General features: G+C 65.1%; 18 protein-coding genes. 11 read left to right on the plus strand and 7 right to left on the minus strand.

Annotated elements, in window-relative coordinates:
• The first annotated feature begins 18 nt into the window (after positions 1-18).
• Complete coding sequence (gene menD / locus M1P90_RS28575) at positions 19-1,782, plus strand: 2-succinyl-5-enolpyruvyl-6-hydroxy-3-cyclohexene-1-carboxylic-acid synthase (protein WP_483699108.1); 1,764 nt, start codon at positions 19-21, stop codon at positions 1,780-1,782.
• Positions 1,783-1,959: 177 nt separating this feature from the next.
• Here menD and M1P90_RS28580 read toward each other — a convergent pair whose 3' ends face one another.
• Positions 1,960-2,298, minus strand: coding sequence for a hypothetical protein (locus tag M1P90_RS28580; protein WP_483699109.1), 339 nt, complete (start codon positions 2,296-2,298; stop codon positions 1,960-1,962).
• Between the two features lie 70 nt (positions 2,299-2,368).
• Here M1P90_RS28580 and menH point away from each other — a divergent pair, with 70 nt between their 5' ends.
• The 7 genes from menH (at position 2,369) to M1P90_RS28615 (ending at position 10,542) form a co-directional block, all read left to right on the plus strand.
• On the plus strand, positions 2,369-3,202 hold the full coding sequence (gene menH, locus M1P90_RS28585; RefSeq protein WP_483699110.1) for a 2-succinyl-6-hydroxy-2,4-cyclohexadiene-1-carboxylate synthase: 834 nt from the start codon (positions 2,369-2,371) through the stop codon (positions 3,200-3,202).
• Between the two features lie 173 nt (positions 3,203-3,375).
• Entirely contained in the window at positions 3,376-4,203 is an 828-nt protein-coding gene (gene menB / locus M1P90_RS28590; RefSeq protein ID WP_483699111.1) for a 1,4-dihydroxy-2-naphthoyl-CoA synthase, read from the plus strand.
• Between the two features lie 183 nt (positions 4,204-4,386).
• A complete protein-coding gene (locus M1P90_RS28595) occupies positions 4,387-5,292 on the plus strand; it encodes a 1,4-dihydroxy-2-naphthoate polyprenyltransferase (protein WP_483699112.1) in 906 nt (301 codons plus the stop codon).
• Positions 5,293-5,508: 216 nt separating this feature from the next.
• A complete protein-coding gene (locus M1P90_RS28600; protein ID WP_483699113.1) occupies positions 5,509-6,663 on the plus strand; it encodes a mandelate racemase/muconate lactonizing enzyme family protein in 1,155 nt (384 codons plus the stop codon).
• 79 nt (positions 6,664-6,742) lie between these two features.
• Positions 6,743-8,164, plus strand: a complete 1,422-nt coding sequence (locus tag M1P90_RS28605; RefSeq protein ID WP_483699114.1) for a glutamine synthetase family protein — start codon at positions 6,743-6,745, stop codon at positions 8,162-8,164.
• Between the two features lie 791 nt (positions 8,165-8,955).
• The gene (aspS, locus tag M1P90_RS28610; protein WP_483699115.1) at positions 8,956-10,272 is read left to right on the plus strand and encodes an aspartate--tRNA(Asn) ligase; all 1,317 of its coding nucleotides are present in this window, start codon (positions 8,956-8,958) and stop codon (positions 10,270-10,272) included.
• 114 nt (positions 10,273-10,386) lie between these two features.
• A complete protein-coding gene (locus M1P90_RS28615) occupies positions 10,387-10,542 on the plus strand; it encodes a hypothetical protein (RefSeq protein WP_483699116.1) in 156 nt (51 codons plus the stop codon).
• Here M1P90_RS28615 and M1P90_RS28620 read toward each other — a convergent pair.
• The 5 genes from M1P90_RS28620 to M1P90_RS28640 all read right to left on the minus strand — a co-directional run bounded on the left by M1P90_RS28620 (position 10,539) and on the right by M1P90_RS28640 (position 14,445).
• Positions 10,539-10,793, minus strand: coding sequence for a hypothetical protein (locus M1P90_RS28620; RefSeq protein WP_483699117.1), 255 nt, complete (start codon positions 10,791-10,793; stop codon positions 10,539-10,541). The genes M1P90_RS28615 and M1P90_RS28620 overlap by 4 nt on opposite strands.
• A gap of 206 nt (positions 10,794-10,999) precedes the next feature.
• Positions 11,000-12,484: an o-succinylbenzoate--CoA ligase gene (locus M1P90_RS28625; RefSeq protein WP_483699118.1), complete on the minus strand. Its 1,485-nt coding sequence runs from the start codon at positions 12,482-12,484 to the stop codon at positions 11,000-11,002.
• On the minus strand, positions 12,481-13,506 hold the full coding sequence (locus tag M1P90_RS28630; protein WP_483699119.1) for an MraY family glycosyltransferase: 1,026 nt from the start codon (positions 13,504-13,506) through the stop codon (positions 12,481-12,483). Before M1P90_RS28630 ends, M1P90_RS28625 begins: the two co-directional genes overlap by 4 nt.
• Before the next feature lie 76 nt (positions 13,507-13,582).
• On the minus strand, positions 13,583-14,242 hold the full coding sequence (locus tag M1P90_RS28635) for a uracil-DNA glycosylase (protein WP_483699120.1): 660 nt from the start codon (positions 14,240-14,242) through the stop codon (positions 13,583-13,585).
• Positions 14,243-14,364: 122 nt separating this feature from the next.
• Positions 14,365-14,445 carry a hypothetical protein gene (locus M1P90_RS28640; RefSeq protein WP_483704703.1) on the minus strand — a complete coding sequence of 27 codons (81 nt, stop codon included), beginning with the start codon at positions 14,443-14,445 and terminating at the stop codon, positions 14,365-14,367.
• Positions 14,446-14,678: 233 nt separating this feature from the next.
• Between M1P90_RS28640 and M1P90_RS28645 the strand changes: the two genes are divergently transcribed.
• Complete coding sequence (locus M1P90_RS28645) at positions 14,679-15,119, plus strand: Fur family transcriptional regulator (RefSeq protein ID WP_483699121.1); 441 nt, start codon at positions 14,679-14,681, stop codon at positions 15,117-15,119.
• Positions 15,120-15,281: 162 nt separating this feature from the next.
• Complete coding sequence (locus tag M1P90_RS28650) at positions 15,282-17,330, plus strand: heavy metal translocating P-type ATPase (protein WP_483699122.1); 2,049 nt, start codon at positions 15,282-15,284, stop codon at positions 17,328-17,330.
• A 207-nt stretch (positions 17,331-17,537) separates the two neighbouring features.
• On the opposite strand, the gene M1P90_RS28655 is transcribed toward M1P90_RS28650, so the two are convergent.
• Complete coding sequence (locus M1P90_RS28655; protein ID WP_483699123.1) at positions 17,538-20,006, minus strand: helix-turn-helix domain-containing protein; 2,469 nt, start codon at positions 20,004-20,006, stop codon at positions 17,538-17,540.
• Between the two features lie 255 nt (positions 20,007-20,261).
• Between M1P90_RS28655 and M1P90_RS28660 the strand changes: the two genes are divergently transcribed.
• Complete coding sequence (locus M1P90_RS28660; protein WP_483699124.1) at positions 20,262-21,539, plus strand: glycoside hydrolase family 16 protein; 1,278 nt, start codon at positions 20,262-20,264, stop codon at positions 21,537-21,539.
• Positions 21,540-21,730 lie beyond the last annotated feature (191 nt).

Here is a 21,730-nt window from a genome sequence, read left to right on the forward strand (position 1 = left end):
GTGGTTAGGAGAATGGGAATGGCTGCGAACGAGGCTCTTTCGGCAACGGTTGGCGCGCTGGTGGACGAACTGGTGCGCGCGGGCGTGCGCCACTTCTGTGTCTGCCCCGGCTCGCGCTCGACGCCGCTGGCGCTGACGATTGCGCGCCACCCGGCGGCGCGGCTGTGGCTGCATATCGACGAGCGCTCGGCCGGTTTTTTTGCGCTGGGTATGGCGAAAGCGCAGCGCGCGCCTGTGGCGCTGGTCTGCACCTCGGGCACGGCGGCGGCGAACTTCATGCCGGCTGTGGTCGAGGCGTTCTATGCGCGCGTGCCGCTCGTGGTGCTCACCGCCGACCGCCCGCACGAGCTGCGCGACGTGGGCGCGCCGCAGACAATCGACCAGATCGACCTGTATGGCAAGCACGCCAAGTGGTTTGTCGACATGGCCGAGCCGGCCGAAACGCCCGACCTGCTGCGCTATGTCCGCACTGTGGCGGGCCGCGCGGTCGCCACGGCTGTGCGCGGGCCAGCCGGCCCGGTGCACCTGAACTGCCCGTTCCGCGAGCCGCTTATGCCCGACCCGGCGCTGGCTGCCCAGGCCGCCGTTGCCCGCCCCGACGACGCGCCTTATGTGCGCGCCAGCACGGGCCTGCGCGCCCCCAGCGCCGAAACCGTGGCGCAGCTGGCCGCGCGCGCCCAAGCCGCCGAGCGCGGCCTGATCGTCTGCGGCGCGTACGATGATCCGGCGCTGGCCGGTCCGCTCACGCAGCTCGCTGCCGCGCTGGGCTTTCCCATCCTGGCCGATCCGCTTTCTGGGCTGCGCGGCGGCCCGCACGACCACGCGCTGATCGTCGATAGCTACGACGCCTTTTTGCGCGACGCCGCCTGGGTCGAGCGCTACGCGCCCGATCTGGTGCTACGCATTGGCGCGATGCCAGTGGCGAAACCGCTCTTGCTCTACCTTCAGCGCCACGGGAGCGCCCACCAGATCGTGATCGACGGCGACGGCGGCTGGAACGAGCCGACCCTGCTGGCGGCTGAGCTTGTGCATTCCGACGCGCGGCTGCTGTGCGAGGCGCTACTTGCGGCTTTAGGAAACGCCACGTCGCGAACGAGCGAATGGGCACGAAGCTGGCAGGCCGCGCAGCGCGCTACCCGCGCCGCCATTGGCGCGCATATGCGCGAGATCGACGGCTTGTTCGAGGGCAAGGTCTTTGCCGAATTGCGCGAGTTGCTGCCGGAAGGCGCGCTGCTCTACGCCGGCAACAGCATGCCCATCCGCGACCTCGACACCTTTTTCGCGGGCGGCGAGCACGCCGTGCGCCTGCTGGGCAATCGCGGCGCGAACGGCATCGACGGCGTGGTGTCGAGCGCGCTGGGCGCGGCCGCGACTGGGCAGGGTCCGACCGTTCTGGCAATTGGCGATCTGTCCTTCTACCACGACTCGAATGGCCTGCTCGCCACCAAGCTCCACCAGCTCGACGCGACGATTGTGCTGCTGAATAATGACGGCGGCGGCATCTTTTCGTTTCTGCCCCAGGCCAGCGACCCCGAGCACTTCGAGGCGCTGTTTGGCACGCCCACCGGGCTGGATTTCGCGCAGTTCGCCGCGCTGTATGGCGCGCGCTACACCCGCGTCAGCGGCTGGGATGAGTTTCGTGCCGCCGTGGGGGCGGGCGTGGGCGGGCGCGGCCTGCACATCGTCGAAGTGCCAACCGAGCGCGCGAGCAATGTCGCGCTGCACCGCGAGTTCTGGCCGCGCGTTGGCGCTGCGCTGCGCGACGCCGGGCTGGTGGAGTAGGAAAATCCGCAGATTGGAGAGTGAGATTAACCACGAAGACACGAAGACACGAAGATTCCTGAATTCTTTGTGCCTTCGTGGTTAATCGGTTCTCACCCTAACTTTTACAACTTTGCGTTCTTTGCGTCTTTGCGGTGAAAATCAGGCTACCACCTGCGTCTTTGTGGTGAAATCAGGCTACTCACTCAGCCACAGGCTCTGTGGGATGCCAAGCTGCTGGTAGGTGTCGCTGTCGAAGGCCGTGCCGAAGATCACGCCCTGCCATGCGCCATTCTCGCGGTGCAGAAACACAAACACCGGGTCGGTGGTGGTGCCGTCGGCGGGCGTGGCGTAGGCGCGGGCAAAGTCGCCATCGACCTTCTGCACCTCGACGGTCACCTTCTTCACGGCGCTGTCGGGGCTGGTGGTAATATACTGCGACGTCGCGTCGATAATCGCCTGCTGCTCGTTCGCGGCACCGCAGCCCGCCAGCGCCAGCACGGCCAGCGACGCCAGCACAACAACAATAAAGCGCATTGCATGTCCTTTCTACGTTTGGGCGTAGTATCGCACATTGCGCGCGCTTGCGTTTCGGCAGGGCATTACGATGAATGCAACAACTGAATGCATGTTCGAAATCAACGGCCTGCGCATGCACGCCTCGCTTGCCGGCGCGGGCCGGCCCTTGCTGCTGCTGCACGGCTTCACTGGCAGCGCGGCCACGTGGGCGGGCCTGATGGCGCGGCTTGCGCCGCGTCGTCAGTGCATCGCGCTTGATTTGATCGGGCATGGCAGCTCGGGTGCGCCAGCCGACCCGGCGCGCTACACCATGGAGTGCGCAGTAGCTGATATTGCGGGAATACTTGATGCCCTGGGCGTGCCGAGCGTTGATCTGCTGGGCTACTCACTCGGTGGGCGGCTGGCCCTGCAATTCGCTGCTGCCCAGCCCCGTCGCGTTCGCGCCCTCGTCCTCGAAAGCGCATCGCCCGGCCTTGCCAGCGCCGCCGAGCGCGCCGCCCGCGTCGCCGCCGACGAATCGCTGGCCAGCGCAATCGAGCGCGACGGGCTCGAAACGTTTGTCGCGCGCTGGGAGGCGCTGCCATTGTGGGCCTCGCAGGCAGCATTGCCCGAGGCCACCCGCGAGCGTTTGCGCACCCAGCGCCTGCGCAACAATCCGCAGGGCCTTGCAAACAGCCTGCGCGGCATGGGCACCGGCAGCCAGCGCGCCCTGTGGGACGATCTGCTGCGCCTGGACATGCCCGCGCTGCTGCTGGCCGGCGCGCTCGACGCCAAGTTCAGCGCGATTGCGCAGGAAATGGCCGATGCCCTGCCGCACGCCGAGCTGGCGATCATAGCGAATGCCGGCCACGCCATTCACTTGGAGCAGCCCGAGATCTTTGCCGGGCGCGTGGCCGTATTTCTTGAACAGCATGCGCGCTAATGCGCAACGAGCGATTGAGCGAAGAGCGCAGAGCAAGTCGTTTCGCCATTGCACTTGTTATCATCGTCTGTTTTATTATCCCTGTATGCAATTTTCCGTGCGGAGCGCAGAAAATTGCATACAAAATGATCATCAGTACCTTGCTGCCGCAGGCATATACAAAGGAGAAACCCATGCCAATCGAGTGGAAATCCGTTCAGGAATACAGCGACATCATCTACGAGCACGACGCGGCGGGCGAAGGCATCGCCAAAATCACGATCAACCGCCCCGAAAAGCGCAACGCCTTTCGCCCCGAAACGGTCGAGCAGCTGATCGACGCCTTCTCGCACGCCCGCGACGACGAGAGCGTTGGCGTGATTCTATTCACCGGCGCGGGCGATAAGGCCTTCTGCTCGGGTGGCGACCAGAGCGTGCGCGGCGATGGCGGCTATGTCGGCAAAGACAAAGTGCCGCGCCTGAATGTGCTTGATCTGCAGCGCCTGATCCGCATCCTGCCCAAGCCAGTCGTCGCGATGGTGGCGGGCTACGCGATTGGCGGCGGCCACGTGCTCCACGTCGTCTGCGACCTGACGATCGCCGCCGAGAATGCGATCTTCGGCCAGACCGGCCCAAAAGTCGGCAGTTTCGACGGCGGCTATGGCTCGAACCTGCTGGCGCGCATGGTTGGCGACAAAAAGGCACGCGAAATCTGGTATCTGTGCCGGCAGTACAACGCCCAGCAGGCGCTCGACATGGGCCTGGTGAACACGGTGGTGCCGCTGGAGCAGCTCGAAGACGAGGCAGTGCAGTGGGCTCGCGAGATGCTCGAAAAAAGCCCGATGGCGTTGCGCTTCCTGAAGGCCAGCATCAACGCCGCCGCCGATGGGCATGCCGGCCTGCAGCAGCTTGCTGGCGATGCGACCCTGCTCTACTACCTGTCGGAAGAAGCGCAGGAAGGCAAAAAAGCCTTTCTCGAAAAGCGCCGCCCGAACTTCCGCAAATTCCGCCGCTTCCCGTAGAAAGCACCAAAAACCGAGAACCAGGGATCAAAAATAAGATAGCGGTTCTTGGTTCTCAGTTCTTGGTTCTACAGCGCTTTGCAGAACAATTGACCACTCATGTATCGGCGAGCAACGCGTTGTAGCGCGGAAATTGCATCCTGCATCCTGCCAACTGCAGACTGCTTTATTGAGGTACATCCAATGTCGATGCAAGCCAGCCCTGCCCGCCCCAGCCCCGCCCGCGCCTGGGTGATGGCCGCCCGCCCGCCGACGCTGCCCGCCGCCGTGGTGCCGGTGCTGGTCGGCACGGCCGCTGTCTACCGGCTGGGTTTTCGCCCGCTGCCGTTTCTGGCCGCGCTGCTGGCCTCGGTGCTGATCCAGATCGGCACGAACTTCGCCAACGACTACTTCGACTTCCACAAGGGCGCCGACACTGCCGAGCGCCTTGGCCCGGTGCGCGTGACGCAAAGTGGCCTGATCGCGCCCGACACCGTGCGCAACGCCATGATCGGCACATTCGCGCTGGCCGCGCTGGTTGGGTTATACCTCGTAATTGTCGGCGGCTGGCCGATTCTGATCATTGGCTTGCTCTCGATTGCGGCGGGCGTGCTCTACACCGGCGGGCCGTTCCCGCTGGCCTACAACGGCCTGGGCGACGTGTTTGTGTTTCTGTTCTTCGGGCTGGTGGCAGTGTGTGGCACGGCCTTTCTGCATGTCGGCACGGTGCCGGCGGTGGCGGCTTTCGCGGCCCTGCCAGTAGCCCTGATCGTCACCGCAATTATTGTGGTGAACAACCTGCGCGACATCGACACCGACCGGGCCGCGCGCAAGCGCACGCTGGCGGTGCTGATGGGCCGCCGCGCCACCCGCATCGAGTACCTGCTGCTGGTTGGCGGCGCGTACCTGCTGCTGCCGCTGGGCTTGCTGCTTGGCCTCACGGGCGCGTGGTCGCTGCTGCCGCTGCTGACCATTCCGCTGGCGGTGCAGCAGGCCCGCACAGTGCTGAACGAGCAAGGGCGACCGCTGAACCGGGCGCTGGGTGGCACTGGCCGCCTGCACCTCCTTTTTGGTGTGCTCTTTGCCATTGGCTTGATGCTGCCATTCTAGTCGCAGCAGGCTGTGCTGGTTCAGTAGCACGATAGTGATGCGGACATCAGGGGCGAACATCAGCATTGTCATCGCCAATCCCTATTCCCCATCCCCCAACCCTGCGCTGCAAGCGCACTTGGATACAAGTTTGTTATTTTTATCTCATTTGCGCTGCTGAGATTCGGCGTTTTATACAAAGACTCATGCGGCTAACCTTTTGTATACTATTTCAGCGTGCACTACCATTGGCAACCTATAAAAACACCTGTCGTCCATGTTGACTGGTTGCCGTTTCATCTTCCGTATGCAGCGGCATTTACGACTGCCCATGGAAGTGAGCTGGCACGCACGGGCGCGATTGTTCGCGTGACGCTGGCCGATGGCCGGGTGGGCCTGGGCGAAGCGTCGCCGCTGCCGGCTTTTGGTGGCGGAACGCTGCACGACACGCTGGCGGGGCTGGCGCAGTTTGCTCCGCTGCTGGTGGGGCGCTCGCTCGCTGAGGCAGCGGCCCTGCTCGACGGGCGCGATCTGACCGGGCCGGGAATGTCGGCGCTGGGCTGCGCAATCGATACAGCCCTGCTCGACCTGGATGCGCAAGTGGCGGGAATGCCGCTGGCGCTGGCGCTCGACGGCGCAGCTGCACGCGTGGTTCCAGCCAATGCCACCGTCGGCGCAGCCGACACGGCGGCGGCCTGCCGGGCGGCAGAAGCAGCTATTGCGGCTGGCTTCGGCTGCGTGAAGCTCAAGGTTGGTGTGGCGGCAACGCCCGCCGCCGAAATCGAGCGGATCGCGGCGGTGCGTGGGGCGATTGGGCCACAGGCGCAGCTTCGGCTCGACGCCAACGCCGCGTGGGACGTGCCGGGCGCGATCGCGATCATCCGCGCCGCCGAGGCATATGGCCTGGCGCTGGTCGAACAGCCGGTTGCCGCGCACGATCTCGCCGGAATGCGAACGGTGCGCGCAGCGGTTCGCACGCCTATCGCCGCCGACGAAGCGGTGAGCGGGCCTGAGCAAGCCGCCCGCGTGCTCGCCGCCGAAGCGGCGGATGTGCTGGTCGTCAAACCAATGATGGCTGGCGGGCTGCGGCGGGGGCGCGAGATCATCGCGCTGGCGCACGCAGCCGGGGTTCAAACACTGGTTACCACAACGATCGACGCTGGGGTCGGCGTTGCCGCGGCACTGCACCTCGCCGCAACATTGCCGCCGCCGCTGCTGCCTTGTGGCCTTGCCACGGGCGCGCTGCTGGCCAGCGACCTACTCGAACAGCCAATAAACCCTTGCAATGGTGCTATCCCGCTGCCTGTTCAGCCTGGACTGGGCGTTCGCCTCGACGAACGACAGCTGGCGCGGCATGCCGGTGGATGGCAGCACAGCGCTACCGATGTTTAGCGTTTGGGCGTATGCGGGCGCATGCGCAGTGCCGCCAATAGAGTCGATGCCTTAAGCATTACTGAAAGGTGTGGAAACCATGACAACCTCCCTGCGCGACTTCCTCGAGATTCCGTATAGCGAGCTGGAAGAGCTCAACCTCGAAGCCAAGGCCAAGCGCTCGGCGCGCACGCCAATGGATCAGCTGGCCGAAGAGCGCCTGCGCTACCTGACCGACCAGAAGGGCATCAAGGCCGTAACCGTGTGCTTCAGCGACCTGGAAGGCCGCCTGCACATGCTCGACTACGACAAGAAATTCCTGATCAAGTCGTACGACAACCTGACCTTCGATGGCTCGTCGATCCGCGGCTTCACCGCCCAGTCCGAGTCCGACCTGCGTCTGGCGATTGACTGGGGCGCGTTCTACTGGCTGCCAGCCGACTTCTTCGGCACCGGCAAGGTGCTGGTGTTCGGCGATGTGCTCGAGAAGGACGGCACGCCCTACGCCGCCGACATGCGCGCCCGCCTGAAAGCCTTCACTGGCGACGCCTACGAGAAGAGCGGCCTGACCTTCAACGCCGCGAACGAGATCGAGGGCTTCCTGTTCCGTGGCCGCGACGCCGAGCGCCGCTACTACGAGACGCGCAAGTTCGATTTCGTGAACGAGGGCGGCTACTACCACTCGCTGCCGGGCGACCCGCTGCGCTCCTTCATCGATACGGTGGCCGAGGTGCAGCGCGCGCTGGGCTTCGCGAACGAGAAGGACCACCCCGAAGTCGCGCCGTCGCAGTTCGAGGTTAACTACTCCTACACCGAGGCCGCCATCGCCGCCGACCAGATTGTGCTCTACAAACTGATCTGCCGCCAGGTGGCCTACTCGCTCGACATGAGCGCCAGCTTCCTGCCCAAGCCCGTCACCGGCGTGAATGGCAACGGTATGCACACCAACCTGTCGATCACCAAGGAAGGCAAGAACCAGTTCTACGGCACCGGCGCGGAGGGCCTGTCCGACAGCGGCTGGTCGTTCATCGACCGCATCCTGACGAGCGCGAACGACATCTGCCTTGCGCTCAACGCCAGCGTAAACGCCTACCGCCGCCTCGACCCCCACTTCGAAGCGCCGAACCAGATCAAGGCCTCGCCGGTCGACCGCGGCTCGATGGTGCGCATCCCGATCGGCAACGAGAAGTCGGCCCGCGTCGAAGTGCGCTCGGTCGGCCCGGATGCGAACCCGTACATGGTCCTCTACACCCTGCTGAAGACCGGCACCGAGGGCCCGGCGAAGGAAGGCGTGCGCCAGGCCGAGAGCTACCTGCCCGACAACATCTACACCGCGATCGACAACTTCCGCGCCAGCTCGTACGTCAAGGAGCTGTACGGCGAGGACGTGGCCGCGCGCTATGCCGACCTCAAGCAGGCCTCGGCCGACCGCTGCCCGCGCCTGCTGGGCTCGCGGATCAAGACGGGCGAAATCCAGTTCCACCACGAGGTCTACAACCAGGCGCTCTGGAACGACTTTTAGGAAATTGCGCTCTAGCGCAGTATTCAGAAGTCAGGAGTCAGAAGTCAGCAAGGTTTTGGCTTCGAATATCCAATTACAACGAGCAAGGATCGATGGGGCTGCGTGCAGAACACACGCAGCCCTTTTTCTGCGCGTACGCCCGGCCGGAAGCGCCGCCAGCTGATGAAGATTTACAAAATTATCTGGCTATCACTTTTGCCCGGCCGCTAAAGCAGCGGGCTAGATTGCGGCGAAGCCCGCCTTCGCGGGCTGTACAGATTAATTTGTGAAAGACCATAAGCGGGCTTGGATGTGGCGCATATGAGCCCGCTTCAGCGGGCGTGGCTCGGTAGCGCGGCGGCTTTAGCTCCGCGCGCGAACAAGCTCCTGTTCCTATCTTCCTGTCTTCGTGGTTCCGTCCCCCCAAACCACTTTGGCGCGTGCCCGACTTTTGGCCGATTGACGCCGCTGCCCGCCTCTGGTATGCTGCCGGGCACAAGCGTTGATGGAGCTGAGTAGCAGCCGATTCTTGGGCGCAGAGAGCCGCCGATGCTGGGAAGGCGGCCCCGAGGCACTGCGAAGACTCTCCTGAGCGCGGGGAAAAACGCTCGCACGGCGCGGCCAATGCCGCCGCTGCTGCCGCAAGTAAGCCCTGCCGGATCGCCCCCGTTAGCGGGCCTCAAGGTCGCTGCCACTCCGATGGCGGCGGCGAAGTGCGGTGGCACCACGAGCAGGGCCTCCCTCGTCCGCGCGGCGAGTGGAGGTCTTTTGTTTTGAGCTTCACGGCTCAGAACTATTCTCGGAGGTGTCCTGTGGAACGAGTCTGGACGACTCAGATTGGCGCGCACATCGGGGAACGTGTGCGCATCGCCGGCTGGCTGCACCGCGTGCGGCAGCTCAGCAACCTCAGTTTCCTCATTCTGCGCGACGCGCAGGGCCTGGCGCAGGTGGTGGTGGAAGACGCGGCTGTGATCGCGCAGCTGGCCGACCTCCACGCCGAAACCGTGCTGGTGATCGAAGGCACGGTCGTCGCGGAGCCGCAGGCGCCCGGTGGCGTCGAGATCCACCAGCCCGCGCTCGAGGTGCTGGCCGCCGCAGACGAGCCGCCGCCCTTCGACCTGTTTCGCCCGACGATCAAAGCGCAATTGCCCACCCTGCTCGACCACGCGCCGGTGGGGCTGCGCCACCCGCGCCAGCGCGCGCTGTTCCGCGTTGCGGCGGCATCCATGGCGGGCTTTCGCGCCGCGCTGTCTGCGCGCGACTTCGTCGAGATCCAAACACCCAAGATCGTCGGCGCGGCAACCGAAGGCGGCGCGAATGTGTTCCGGCTCGACTACTTCGGCCAGCCGGCCTACCTTTCGCAAAGCCCGCAGCTCTACAAGCAGATCATGGTCGGCGTGTTCGAGCGCGTGTTCGAAGTGGGGCCGGCCTTTCGCGCCGAACCGCACGACACGCCGCGCCACGCCAATGAGTTTGTGTCGCTGGACGTCGAGCTGGGCTTTGTTCGCGACCACTTCGACGTGATGGCGGTGCTGAATCGCGCGCTGGAAGGCATGATCGCCGCGATTCACGAGCAGGCTGGCGGCGCGCTGGCCGCGCTGGGCGGCAAAGCTGGCCCGCTGGCATTGCCCGCCGTGCCAGCCGAAATTCCCGCCGTGCACTTCGCCGACGCGCTGGACATGATCAGCCGGGCGACTGGCGAAGATGTGCGCGGCGAGCCCGACCTGGCCCCGGCGCACGAGCGCTGGCTGGGCGAGTGGGCGCGGCGCGAGCACGGCTCGGATTTCCTGTTTGTGTGGGGCTACCCCACCGCCAAGCGCGCCTTCTACACCCACCCCGACCCGGCGCGCCCGGGCTACTCGCGCGGCTTCGACTTGCTGTTTCGCGGCTTGGAGTTGGTGTCGGGCGGGCAGCGCCTGCACCGCTACGAGGATTATCTGGCGGTGCTGGCTGAGCGCGGCATGAACGCGGACTCGTTCACCGGCTACCTGGAAGCCTTCAAGCACGGCATGCCGCCGCACGGCGGCTTCGCAATCGGGCTGGAGCGCTGGGTGGCGCGGCTGGTCGAAGCGCCCAACATCCGCGAGACGACGCTGTTCCCGCGTGACCTTACCCGGTTGACCCCGTAAGGCAAATCATCCGCAGATTACACAGATGGCACAGATTAAATTTCGCTTGCGAAAGCTAAATCTGCGTAATCTGTGTAATCTGCGGATTGATCCCCGCTTCGTGAACGAGCACAAATGGCGGACAAAAAAGCGCCGGTGTTCGCCCAATACCAAGCGGCGAACACCGGCAAAATCTTCTCTTTCTCTTCCCCTTCGGCCGGCCAAAGCCGGTTGTCCATTCCATCCCCAGGAGCCAAAATAATCACTTTTGCAGGGTTGGAGCGCGGCTAAACCACAATGCCCGCGCGCTCCAGCAGGGCCTCGACTTCGGGAAAGTGGCCGCCGGGCTCATCGGCCTGCGGCGTGGTGGTGGCTGCAATGTGCCGCTTGTAGGGCGAGGCAATGCGCTCGGCCTCGGCAAGCATCGCAGCGTAGGTGGCCGCATCCATGGTGGGGCGCGGCGTGTGCGGGCGGCTACGACGAAACGGCGTGCTCAAAATAGTAAATGCGCCGAAACAAACACTTTTGACCAGTGATTTCATTTTCGCCTCGCGTAATAGGAATATTTTTGTGCTTTCCTATACAAACGCAGAACGATACGGAATTGGGTATTGGAAAAGATGAATGTTTCGACATACTACCGGCATTAATATATGGCCGCGCCTGATGCTGATGGAGCGCGGGCGCAGGTTCCCACGTGGCTGTTCGCTTGGCACGTGCTTGGGCGGAAAGGCAGAATAGCGCTTATTTATGCGCCAAAGAGGTCGCGCAGCTCGGCGCGGATGACTTTGCCGCCCGCGTTACGTGGCAGTGCCGGCACAATCTCGATGCGGCGCGGGGTTTTGTAGCCGGCCATTCGCGCCCGACAGGCCGCAATCAGGTCGGCGGAAGTGGCTGTGTGGCCGGCGCGCAGCACCACCGCCGCTGCCGGCACCTGCCCCCACTGCGCGTCGGGCAGGCCCAGCGCCGCCGCCTCGGCCACGGCAGGGTGCGCCAGCAGCGCGGCTTCGATCTCGGCGGGGTATACATTCTCGCCGCCCGAGATGATCAGGTCGGTGCGGCGGCTGACCACGAACAGAAAGCCTTCCTCGTCGCGGTAGCCCAGGTCGCCGGTAAAAAGCCAGCCGTCGCGCAGCGCCGCCGCCGTTGCGTCGGGGCGGTTGACATAGCCGCGCAGCACGGTCGGCCCGCGCACCACGATCTCGCCCACCGCGCCCGGCGGCGCAGCCGCGCCATCGCGCACAATCCGCAGCTCGGTGGGCAGCAGCGGCTGGCCGGCCGAGCCAAGTTTGCGCAGCGCGTCGGCGGGGGCGAGCGTGGCGGCCTGCGAGGTAGTTTCGGTCATGCCGTAGGTTTGCGCCACTGGCAGGCCGCGCGCGGCGCAGGCTTCCAGCAGTGGCTGGGGTGCCGGCCCGCCGCCGAGCAAAAGGCAGCGCAGCGTGGGCGGGTAGGGCGCTGCGCCGCGCGCGTCGAGCATGCGCTGCACCATCGTGCTCACCACCGACACGATTGTTGCGCCATCCGCGTCGATTGCCGCATGGACGCGCGCGGCGTCGAAGCTCGCGTGCAGGAGAATTGGGATGCCGTAGATCGCAGCGCGCAGCGCAATCGACAGCCCACCAACATGGAACAGCGGCAGCACAGCCAGCCAGCGGTCGGTGGCGTGCGTGCCCAGGTTCAGCGCCGAGCCGACCGCGCTCCACCAGTAGTTGCCATAGCTGAGCATCGCGCCTTTGGGGCGGCCAGTGGTGCCCGAGGTGTAGATAATCGTGAAAATCGCGTCGAGGTCGATGCTGGGCTGGAGCGCAATGTCGGTGGCGGGGAGGGCGGCCAGCTCCGTCACATTTAGCGCGTGGGGCGGCTGGGCCAAAGCGGCCAGCGCCTCGTGTGCCACGGCGGCATTTTCTTCATCAAAAACGAGCGTTTGCGCGCCCACATCGTCGATCTGCCAGGCCAGTTCGGGCGCGGCCAGGCGGGTGTTCAGCGGCACAAGCACAACGCCCAGGCGCGGCGCGGCATGCAACAGCGCGACAAATGCCGGTTGGTTGCGCAGCAGCAGCGCCACCCGCTCGCCCGGCTGCGCGCCAGCGGCGGCCAGCTGCCGCGCCAGCGTGCTGGCCCAGCTATCGAGCGCGGCATAGCTCCAGTGCTGGTCTTCAAACTGCAAGGCGAGCGTATTGGGGGCGCTGGCGGCGCGCTGGGCCAGCCAGTTCGGCAGAAGCTGGCCGCTCATTGCTCGCGCGGGACGCCAGCCGGGCAGCGCCGCTCCAGCCAGATGATGCCAGCGATGCCGGCCAGCGCCAGCAGCGCGGCGGCAACATAGCCGTGCGGGAACTGCGACTGCGCAATATAGATCGCGACCATGCCGCACGCGCCGCCAATCAGGTAGCAGGTTAGCACCGCTTCGCGGCGCGTCAGGCCCAGCGCCACCAGCCGGTGCGAGAGGTGATCCTTGCCGGGAGTGGTCAGCGGGTTCTTGCCACGCAAAATGCGCGACACGAACACCAGCGTGGTATCGAAAATTGGCAGCGCCAGCACACACACCGGCACCAGCCATGTGATCCACGGCACATTATTCGGGAAGCGCAGCTTGATGCCGAGCGCGGCCAGCACAAAGCCCAGGAACAGGCTGCCGGTGTCGCCCATGAAGATCGTGGCGGGGTTGAGGTTGTAGCGCAGAAAGCCCACGCACGCACCCACCAGCGCGGCGGCCATCGCCCCAACGAGAACCTGCGGCGGGTTGCCCAGCGCCGCCAGCAGCATAAAAAACGCCGCCGCCACCGTGGTGACGCCGCCCGACAGCCCATCCATGTTGTCGAGCAGATTGAGCGCGTTGGTCATTCCCACCACCCACAGCAGCGTAATCGCCCAGTTGATCCAGGGATGCGATGGGAAGAGGTTGACCTGCGTGCCACCGAGCAGCAGCACCACACCGGCCAGCAGCTGCCCGCCGAGCTTCAGGTAGGCGTGCAGGCCCCAGTGGTCGTCGGCCAGGCCAAACAGCGACACCAGCGTCGCGCCGAGCAGAATGCCGATCAGCTCGCGGATGTAGGCGCGGTCGCCCAGCAGGATGAGGCCGACCATGAAGGAGGCGTAGATCGCGGCGCCACCAAGCAGCGGCACCGGCGCAGCGTGCATTTTGCGCGCGGCGGGCGCATCCACCACGCCCACATACAGGGCGATGCGGCGGGCGATCGGCGTGCCGACGATCGAGAAGATCAGGGCGGTGAGGAAAATAAGAATGATCTGGGTCATGGCGTGTTGTTCGGCTCCTCTTTGGCGCGCAGCGCAGGCGCGTACCCTCGGATGGTAGCACGCGGGCGGGGGTGCGTCAACCGCTACCTGATGCGATCTGTGCGACGAGTGGGCGCATTGTGGCAAGGAATGCTTCGGTGTCGGCGCGGGCGATGCGCGACGGGTGCAGCAGTGGCACAACCAGCGCGCCGCCGGGCGACTGGAACACCTGGGCGTGCACGGCGCGAATGCTGATTGGTGCCGCGCCCAGCTCGCGCAGCCCGACGGCGCGCAGCGCGACCAGACCCACCGGCACAATCAGCAGCGGGTGGAGGGCGTCCAGCTCGGCGTGAAGGAAAGGCGCGCAATTGGCCTGCTCGCGCGGGGTGGGCGTGCGGTTGGCGGGTGGGCAGCAGCGCACCGTATTGGTGATATAGCAGCGCAGCGTGGGCCGCTCGGTTGGTTCGCTTTCGCGCATCAGGCCCAGCGCGATCAGGATGCGCTGCAAGGCACGCCCCGACTTGTCGCCACTGAATGGCACGCCGGTGCGATCCGCGCCGTGGCGGCCGGGTGCCTCGCCCACAAACACGATTCGCGCCGTGGGATCGCCATAGCCGTGCACAATCTGTGTGCGGCTGGCAACCAGCGCCGGGCAGCGCGTGCAGTTCGTGGGCGTGCGTGCGACGCTCGGGCTTGCAGTATCGTTGCCGGAATGCTCAGGCGTTGCAGTGGCGAGGCAGCTGTTTTTCGCTTCCATACGGAATCATATAATCCACAGATTGCGCAGATGCCACAGATTATAACAATCCTGTGAGAACCGCAAAGCCAAGAACCGCAGAACCACGTAGGGGTTTAGGGTCTGGGGTTTTGGGATTGAGCTTAGAACCTGCAACCTGTGAACCTGCAACCTGTAAACCTGCAACCTGTGAACCTGCGAACCTGCAACCTGCAAACCTGCAACCTGCGAACCTGCGAACCTGCGAACCTGCAACCTGTGAACCCGCAACATGCAAATCACAGAACCGGCGTATTGCTTACGCCAGCACAGCATCTATGTCATCTGTGGCTCATGACTATCAAATCTTCGTGCCTTCGTGTCTTCGTGGTTTCGTTCTCATTTTCATGAGAAAGGGTTGACATTCCTACTGAAATAACTTAGAATGATTATAAGTTTGTGAGGAAAGAAACAGCGTATGGCATCGCGCACGCAACAAGTGAATAGCCTGCTGGCCCGGCTCGAAGCTGGCGGCAAGCGCGTTACGGCGCAGCGCGCGGCTGTATGCGAGGCGCTGCTGGCGCAGGGCGGCCACCCAACTGCGTCCGATATCTGGCAGCGCGTGCAGGAGCTGCACCCCTCGGTCAGCCAGGCGACGGTGTATAACACGCTGGGCGCGCTGGTCGAGCTGAACCTGGTGCGGGCGCTCGATATTGGCGGCGAAGATCACGTCCACTACGACATGTGCGTCGATCCGCACGTCAATATCGTGTGCACTGGCTGCGGCGCGATTGCCGACGTGCATACCGACACGCTTGAGGCGCTGCTGGGCCTGGTGGGCGCGCGCAGTGGCTACCAGCTTGCGCCACAGGATGGCATTATTGTCTACGGGCTATGCCCAGATTGCGCGGCCCGGTAGCGCTTTCTTCCCAGGCTGTTATGGACTGATTACGTTGGTTGCTGGCAGGCGCGCTACACTAAAGACACTGGTTTCTTCGATTAAATATTTAGAATCATTCTTAGTATCTACTAACACCGCAGGTTCGATGCTGCGAATACGCTTCGCGAAAGGCAGGTACCCATGACCACACCCGAGCAATCGCTGGCGCTGGGCGAACGCCCGGCCGACCCAATGCGCACTGCCGCGCCCGGCATCTTGCAGCTTTCGGATGAAGAAGCCGAAATCGCCCAGCTTCCCTGGATGATCCGCCTGACTGTCACCTGTCTGCTGGCGACGATTGCGGGCTGGATCAGTGGGCTGCCGTCGCTGGGCCTGCCGGCTGCGGTGCCGTGGGTGCTCTACGCAATCGCCTACGCCTCGGGTGGCTTCTACAGCATTCAGGACGCCTGGCAGACTCTGAAAGAGCGCCAGTTCGATGTGAACTTCCTGATGATCATCGCGGCGCTGGGCGCGGCTGCCATTGGCGAGCCACGCGAAGGCGCGGTGCTCATGTTCCTGTTTTCGCTGTCGAATACGCTCGAAACCTACGCCATGGGCCGCACGCACGCCTCCATCCGCGCCCTGCTCGACATGGCCCCGAAAGAGGCCGATGTTTACCGCAACGGGCAGGTTGTGCGCGTGCCGGTGGACGACGTGCAGGTGAATGAGACTGTGCTGGTGCGGCCGGGTGCGCAAATCCCCGCTGACGGCCTGGTGGTGAAAGGCGACTCGGCGGTGAACGAAGCCTCGATCACTGGCGAGTCGATGCCGGTGGAGAAGCGCGTGGGGCTGAAGGTTTTCGCCGGCACGCTGAACGGCCAGGGCGCGCTGGATGTGCGCGTCACCACGCCAGTGGGCGACTCGACGCTTGCGCGGATTGTGCAGGTGGTGCGCGAGGCGCGCGAGCAGAAGGCGCAGAGCCAGGACTTCACCGACCGCGTGATTGGGCAGTATTACGCCTATGCCGTGGTTGGCATCACGCTGCTGGCAATCGCGATTCCGCTGCTGTTCCTGGGCTGGGATGTGCCAACCACGCTGTATCGCGCCTTTACGCTGATGGTGGTGGCCTCGCCCTGCGCGCTGGTGATCTCGATCCCGGCGGCGCTGCTTTCGGCGCTAGCAAGCGCGGCGCGTGGTGGCGTGCTGTTCAAGGGCGGACGGCACCTCGAAGCGGCGGCGCGCGTGAAGGTTGTGGCCTTCGACAAAACTGGCACGCTGACCACTGGCCGGCCCGGCGTGGTGGCGCTCATTCCGGTGGGTGGGCCCGGCCGCCTGCCAAATAACCTGCCCTGCCTGGCCTGCTACCCGCGCCCGCACGACGACGAGATGGGCGAGTTGACGCCCGAGCAGTTCCGCTTGCTGGCGGTCGCGGCGGCAATTGAGCATGCCTCGGAGCACCCGCTGGCGCGCGCGATTGTGAAAAGCGCCGAAGAGCGCGATGTACCCATTCCCGAGGCCAGCGAGTTTGTGGCGCAGACGGGCGCAGGCGCGAGCGCGCTGGTGTGCGGGCGCACGCTGCGGATCGGCCGGCCGGCGCTGTTCGGCCAGCTTACGCCCGACGTGGCGATTGAGATCCACGCGCAGGAGACGCAGGGCCGCACCGTGGTGGTGCTGGGCGACGACGAGCCGTGGGGCCTGATTTCGATTGCCGACACGGTGCGCCCCGAGGCGGCGGTTGCGGTGCGCCAGCTCAAGGAAGCGGGCGTCGAGCGCGTGGTGCTGCTTACCGGCGACAACACGAGCGTAGCGCAGGCGCTTGGCAATGCGCTTGGCGTCGACGAGATTCGCGCCGAGCTGCTGCCTCAGCAGAAGGTCGAGGCTATCCGCGACCTGCAAGCCAACTATGGCCCGGTGGCGATGGTTGGCGACGGCGTAAACGACGCGCCGGCGCTGGCAACGGCGGCGCTGGGCGTGGCAATGGGCGCGGCTGGCACCGACGTGGCGCTGGAAAGCGCCGATGTGCTGCTGATGGGCGACGATCTGGCGCGCCTGCCGGCCGCGCTTCGTCTGGCCCGCCGCTCGCGCGCGATCATTCGCCAGAACCTGACCTTTGCGTTTGGCGTGATGGCGACGCTGATGCTGCTGGCGATTATTGGCAACATCGCGCTGCCGCTGGGCGTGGTGGGCCACGAGGGCAGCACACTGATCGTTGTGGCGAATGGCCTGCGCTTGCTGGTGCGGCGGATGTAGCGAACAGGATAGTGTACGAGATACACGACTACAACGCTAAGAACGTAGTGCGTAAAGCTATGTCGAAATCCCAAAATTCATCCACAGATTACGCAGATTACGCAGATTGGAGACTCGTATCTGTGGAATCTGCGTAATCTGTGGATCGATCTGGCGGCCCTTCTAACGTTGACATAGTCGTGCGTAGTTGAGCTGACGAACCTCGCCTTACTCCTGAGCGAGCGCGTAGGCAATGGCCTGCGCGCTCGCGAGTTTTTGCCCGGCGGCGCGGGCGGCGGCAAATAACGCGGGCGGCATGCTGGCGCAGATTGTCGCTAGCGTGTCCTCGTAATGCGCCTGGTCGGCCAGCTCCATCGGCCCATCGAAACTGCTGAAAATGCTTTCGGCAGCGCCAACCAGCTGGGCGGCGCGCTCGGGCTGGCCGCGCAGCAGGGCCATGCCGGCGAATTCCACCAGGCCGCGCCCAATTCCCCAGGCGTGGCCGATGCTGCGCGCAAGCTGGAGACTCTCGCCAAACAGCGCGGCGGCCTCGTGCCAGTTGCTGCGCGCCAGCGCAATCCGCCCCAGGTGCTCCAGCAGCCAGGCGCTGCCTTCCTGATCGTGCATGGCGCGGAACAGTGCCAGACTTTCGCTGAGCAGTTGGTGGGCGCGGGCCGTGTCGCCGCGCAGGAGCGCATTGCGGCCCAGATGCTCGAGCGCCCAGGCAATGCCGCGCTGCTCGCCGGTTTGGCGAAACAAGGCCAGGCTTTCGGCAAAATGGCGCTCGGCCTGCTCGTGATCGGCGCGCGCCCAGCTCGCGAGGCCAAGGTTGAGCAGGGTCCAGCCCATGTTCCAGCCGGCCCCTTCGGCGCGAAACAGCGCCAGACTTTCGTCGAAGAGCGTGATGGCGCGGGCGGTATGCTCATAGGCAAGCTCGACCTGCCCGAGGTGGTTGAGCGCCCAGGCGCGGCCGTGTGCATCGCCCAGCGCGGTGAAAGCTGCCAGCGCCTGTTCGAGCAGGGCCGTCGCTGCCCGAAAGTCGTTGCGCGACCAGGCCAGCAGGCCGGCGCCATTGAGTGCGCAGGCGCGTTCGGGCGTTGCGGCAGCGCTGGTTTCGCGTGCCAGCAGCCCGGCGATCCAGCTTCGCCCTTCGCTCACATAGCCGCGCACCAGCCAGAACTGCCACAGCACCGCCACCAGCCGAAAGCCCAGCGCGGCCTGTTCGGCTGCGCCATAGCTCCACGACAGCGCGGCGCGCAGGTTGTCGTGTTCGGTTTCGAGCTGCCGCAACCATGCTGGCTGCGCGGCGTTCCGAAAGGCCGGCTCGCCCGCTTCGGCCAGCGCGACAAAGAACTGCGCGTGGCGGCGCTGCGTTTCTGCCAGCTCGCCAGCTTCGGCCAGTCGCTCCAGCGCAAACTCGCGCAAGGTTTCGAGCATGGCGAAGCGCGCCTGCCCATCCGCGCCAGCGACGATATGCAGCAAACTCTGGCTGGCGAGCGCAGCCAGCTGCGCGGGAAGATCGGCAATGTTGGCGCACACCGCCGCCGCAGCTTCGGCCGTGCCGCCGCCCACAAACACGCCCATGCGGCGAAACACCTGCTGCTGCGTTGCATCGAGCAGCAAATAGCTCCACGCAATCGTCGAGCGCATGGTGCGCTGGCGGTCGGGCAGGTCGTGCGGGGCTTCGCCAAGCACATCGAGCGTGCCTTGCTGGTAGGCACCCGCCAGTCGTGCCAGCAGCGCGGGCGCGGAAAGCGTGGCAATCCGCGCGGCGGCCAGCTCAATCGCCAGCGGCAGGCCATCCAGGCGCGCGCAGATCTGTGCAATCGGGCGGGCGTTGGCCTCGCTGAGCGCGAAGGCCGGCTGCGCGGCGCGGGCGCGCTCGACAAACAAGGCCACGGCGGGCGAGCGCAGCAGGGCGGCCGGCTGCGGCGCTGCTTGCAGATCGGGCAGGGCCAGTGGTGCGACCGCAAATTCGCGCTCGTTCGGCAGGCGCAGCGCCGCCCGGCTGGTGACCAGCAGGCGCAGGCGTGGCGCGGCTTGCAGCAGCGCAGCGATATCGGGCGCGGCCAGGAGCACCTGCTCGAAGTTGTCGAGCACCAGCAGCATCTCGCGCGGGCCCAGCCAGGCCAGCAGCGCCTCGCTGATTGTGCGGTCGCGCTGTTCTTTCACGCCCAGCGCCTGGGCAATGGTTGGCAGCACCAGCGCGGGCGCGGAAATGCTCGCCAGCGAAACAAATGCCGCGCCATCGGCTGGGGGCGGCAGCAGCGCGAGAACCTGCTGACTCAGGCGCGTCTTGCCAATGCCGCCCGGCCCGGTCAGGGTGAGCAGGCGTGTGCTTGCGGCGCGCAGTAAGGCCAGTAGTTGCTCGACTTCGCGCTCGCGGCCAATCAGGGGCGTGGCGCGATGTGCGGGAGGCGACAAGGGTGGCAGCACCAACGCGGGCAGGGGCAGCGGCGGCGCGGCCAGCAGATCGGGGCGAGCGGCATGCAGGAAGGCTTCGTGCTCGGCGGGCGGGATATCGAGAAAGGTGGCCAGCCGCCTGGCGATCTGCACCGACGGGCGGCGCGTGCCGGCTTCGATCTTCTTGATCAGATCGTGCGAGCAGGCCACCTGCTGCGCCAGATCATTTTGCGTCAGCCCAAGCGCGCGCCGCCGCCGTTTCACCCAGCCGCCAAACAGGGAACCGTTGCTCATAGAAAAGCTCCTGACCGACTGGAGTGTGCCGCGTTGCCGCCCCATTGTAACCGATCCACCTGCGCGCTTGTACCTCTTTTGTCCCTCTTTGCTGGCGGGCGGCGGTGGAGTTTGTCCCCTTTTCAGCACCCTGCGCAGGCTTGCAATTCGCGCTTGCGGTGCTTAAATATGCACATCCCTGGCAGCCCAATCTTCATACTCCACAGCCGCTGGCAATGCCGGGGCGGATTCTATGGTGAATCGTGAGGAGGCACTATGAACGTGCGATGGAGAAGCGAGACGTCGGTGTCGCGGTCGGGTTGGTTGCGCTGGCTGGCACTGATGTGTCTGGCGGCGCTGGTTGCAGTGCAGGCTGCCCTGCTGGCGGTGCCGGCCCAGCCGGCCCACGCAGCACTATCGACCTGGACGCAGATCTGGAGCGACGAGTTCAACGCGGCGGCGAACACGGGCGCAAACACCAGCAACTGGCTGTACGACACCGGCACCGGCTATGGCTGCGCAGGCTGCCCGGGTGGCTGGGGCACTGGCGAGATCGAGACCATGACCACCAGCACCGCCAACGTCTACCACGACGGCGCGGGCCACCTTGCGATCAAGCCCATTCGCGCAGCCAACGGCAGCTGGACCAGCGGGCGCATCGAGACGCAGCGCACCAACTTCCAGCCGCCAGCCGGTGGCGGGCTTGCGATCCAAGCGTCGATCAAGCTGCCGAATGTCTCGGGCGCGGGTGCGCAGGGCTACTGGCCGGCCTTCTGGACGCTGGGCGCGCCGTTCCGCGGCAACTACCTCAACTGGCCGGGCATTGGCGAAATCGACATCATGGAAAACATCAACGGCGTCAACACCGAGTATGGCACCCTGCACTGCGGCGTCAGCCCGGGCGGGCCGTGCAACGAAACCTCGGGCCTTGGCGGCAGCACCGTGCCAGGCGGCTCGTCGCTGCAATCGGCCTACCACACCTACCGCATGGAGCTGGACTACAGCACCTCGCCGCAGCAGATCCGCTGGTACCTCGATGGCGTCAATTTCTTCACGGTGCGCAGCAACCAGATGGATGCGACGACCTGGAACAATGCCACCCAGCACGGCTTCTTCATCATTCTGAACGTCGCGATGGGCGGCGGCTGGCCGGGCAACCCCACCGCATCGACCGTCTCAGGCCAGCCCATGCTGGTTGACTATGTGCGCGTGTTTACGGCCAATGGCACCGGCACGCAGCCCACCGCCACGCCTGTGCCGCCCACGGCCACGCCAAGCGGAACGGCCTTCACGCAGGGCGTGAGCAACGTCAACGCCAGCACCGCGCTGGCATGGTTCAAGCCCAACGGCTGGACCGCCGGCTACGTGATCATTCACTACATCCGCCCAGGTATCTCGCAGCAGAACGTGAACATGACCTACAACAGCGGCACGGCGCGCTGGGAATACACCATTACCGGCCTGAGCAGCGGGCAGGTGCTGCAAACCTCATACACCTACCAGCGCAGCGGCTTGCAGTACGATACCGGCTGGTATTCGTGGACGAAGCCATAAAATAGTATTCAGGGTCAGGGGTCAGTTATATTGCCACGAAGGCTCGAAGACTCGAAGGCCGCAGAAATCAAACGTGAAATTACTGTGAGTCTTCGTGCTCTGGAAAAAGTTCTTTTTATACAACTGGCAAGCTTCCAGGAAGCTCATCTGGCTACCAGATTGAAGGAAAACTGGCTTGAGCTTCCTGGAAG

The organism is Kouleothrix sp. 19917 (assembly GCF_057073505.1).

Bases quoted from the DNA above. Each gene is read 5' to 3' on its own strand.
- menD (WP_483699108.1), top strand. From the start codon at position 19: ATGGCTGCGAACGAGGCTCTTTCGGCAACGGTTGGCGCGCTGGTGGAC.
- M1P90_RS28595 (WP_483699112.1), top strand. From the start codon at position 4,387: ATGTCGATGCAAGCCAGCCCTGCCCGCCCCAGCCCCGCCCGCGCCTGG.
- M1P90_RS28660 (WP_483699124.1), top strand. From the start codon at position 20,262: ATGAACGTGCGATGGAGAAGCGAGACGTCGGTGTCGCGGTCGGGTTGG.
- M1P90_RS28650 (WP_483699122.1), top strand. From the start codon at position 15,282: ATGACCACACCCGAGCAATCGCTGGCGCTGGGCGAACGCCCGGCCGAC.
- menB (WP_483699111.1), top strand. From the start codon at position 3,376: ATGCCAATCGAGTGGAAATCCGTTCAGGAATACAGCGACATCATCTAC.
- M1P90_RS28605 (WP_483699114.1), top strand. From the start codon at position 6,743: ATGACAACCTCCCTGCGCGACTTCCTCGAGATTCCGTATAGCGAGCTG.
- M1P90_RS28615 (WP_483699116.1), top strand. From the start codon at position 10,387: ATGGCGGACAAAAAAGCGCCGGTGTTCGCCCAATACCAAGCGGCGAAC.
- M1P90_RS28580 (WP_483699109.1), bottom strand. From the start codon at position 2,298: ATGCGCTTTATTGTTGTTGTGCTGGCGTCGCTGGCCGTGCTGGCGCTG.
- M1P90_RS28635 (WP_483699120.1), bottom strand. From the start codon at position 14,242: ATGGAAGCGAAAAACAGCTGCCTCGCCACTGCAACGCCTGAGCATTCC.
- M1P90_RS28645 (WP_483699121.1), top strand. From the start codon at position 14,679: ATGGCATCGCGCACGCAACAAGTGAATAGCCTGCTGGCCCGGCTCGAA.
- menH (WP_483699110.1), top strand. From the start codon at position 2,369: ATGAATGCAACAACTGAATGCATGTTCGAAATCAACGGCCTGCGCATG.
- M1P90_RS28625 (WP_483699118.1), bottom strand. From the start codon at position 12,484: ATGAGCGGCCAGCTTCTGCCGAACTGGCTGGCCCAGCGCGCCGCCAGC.
- M1P90_RS28630 (WP_483699119.1), bottom strand. From the start codon at position 13,506: ATGACCCAGATCATTCTTATTTTCCTCACCGCCCTGATCTTCTCGATC.
- M1P90_RS28655 (WP_483699123.1), bottom strand. From the start codon at position 20,006: ATGAGCAACGGTTCCCTGTTTGGCGGCTGGGTGAAACGGCGGCGGCGC.
- M1P90_RS28620 (WP_483699117.1), bottom strand. From the start codon at position 10,793: ATGAAATCACTGGTCAAAAGTGTTTGTTTCGGCGCATTTACTATTTTG.